Here is a 504-nt window from a genome sequence, read left to right on the forward strand (position 1 = left end):
CCAGCGACTCGCGCAGCGAGGCGTCGTCATCGACGATGTGGATGGTGGCGGGCTCGGGCCGCGTGCTTGCGATCATGAAGATTCATCCTCGGCCGCCGCTGGCAGCATGAAACAGAACACCGCGCCCTCGCGCGCGGCGGGTTCGGCCCACAACCGGCCGCCATGGCTTTCGATGATGCCGCGACTGATGGTCAGCCCCAGGCCGGTGCCTTCGGGCTTGGTGCTCCAGAAGGTGTCGAACAGGCGTTCGCGCGCCTGCGGCGTCAGGCCCGGGCCGGAGTCCGTCAGCGAACACTGCACCTGCCCCGCCTCCTGGCACGACAGGCGTAGCGTCAACTGGCGGGCGCCCGCCGGGGTCTGCTGCATGGCCTCGATGGCGTTGAGCACCAGGTTGATGACGACCTGGTGGATCTGGTCGGCATCGGCTTCCACCATCAGGCCGCCCGTCACCGCGCCATCGCGGGTGATGCCGCGCTTGTCGAGCTCGGGTGCCATGAAGTCGAT

1 protein-coding gene is annotated in these 504 nt (G+C 68.5%); it reads right to left on the minus strand.

Annotated features, from left to right (window positions below; all coding sequences use genetic code 11):
* Positions 1 to 72: 72 nt before the first annotated feature.
* Positions 73 to 504: ATP-binding protein (locus DNK89_RS24085; RefSeq protein ID WP_153064365.1), on the minus strand; the 432-nt coding region annotated here is incomplete at its 5' end.

Origin of the sequence: Acidovorax sp. ST3, assembly GCF_003231145.1 — a bacterium.
In the GTDB taxonomy this organism is placed as follows: Bacteria; Pseudomonadota; Gammaproteobacteria; order Burkholderiales; family Burkholderiaceae_C; genus Acidovorax.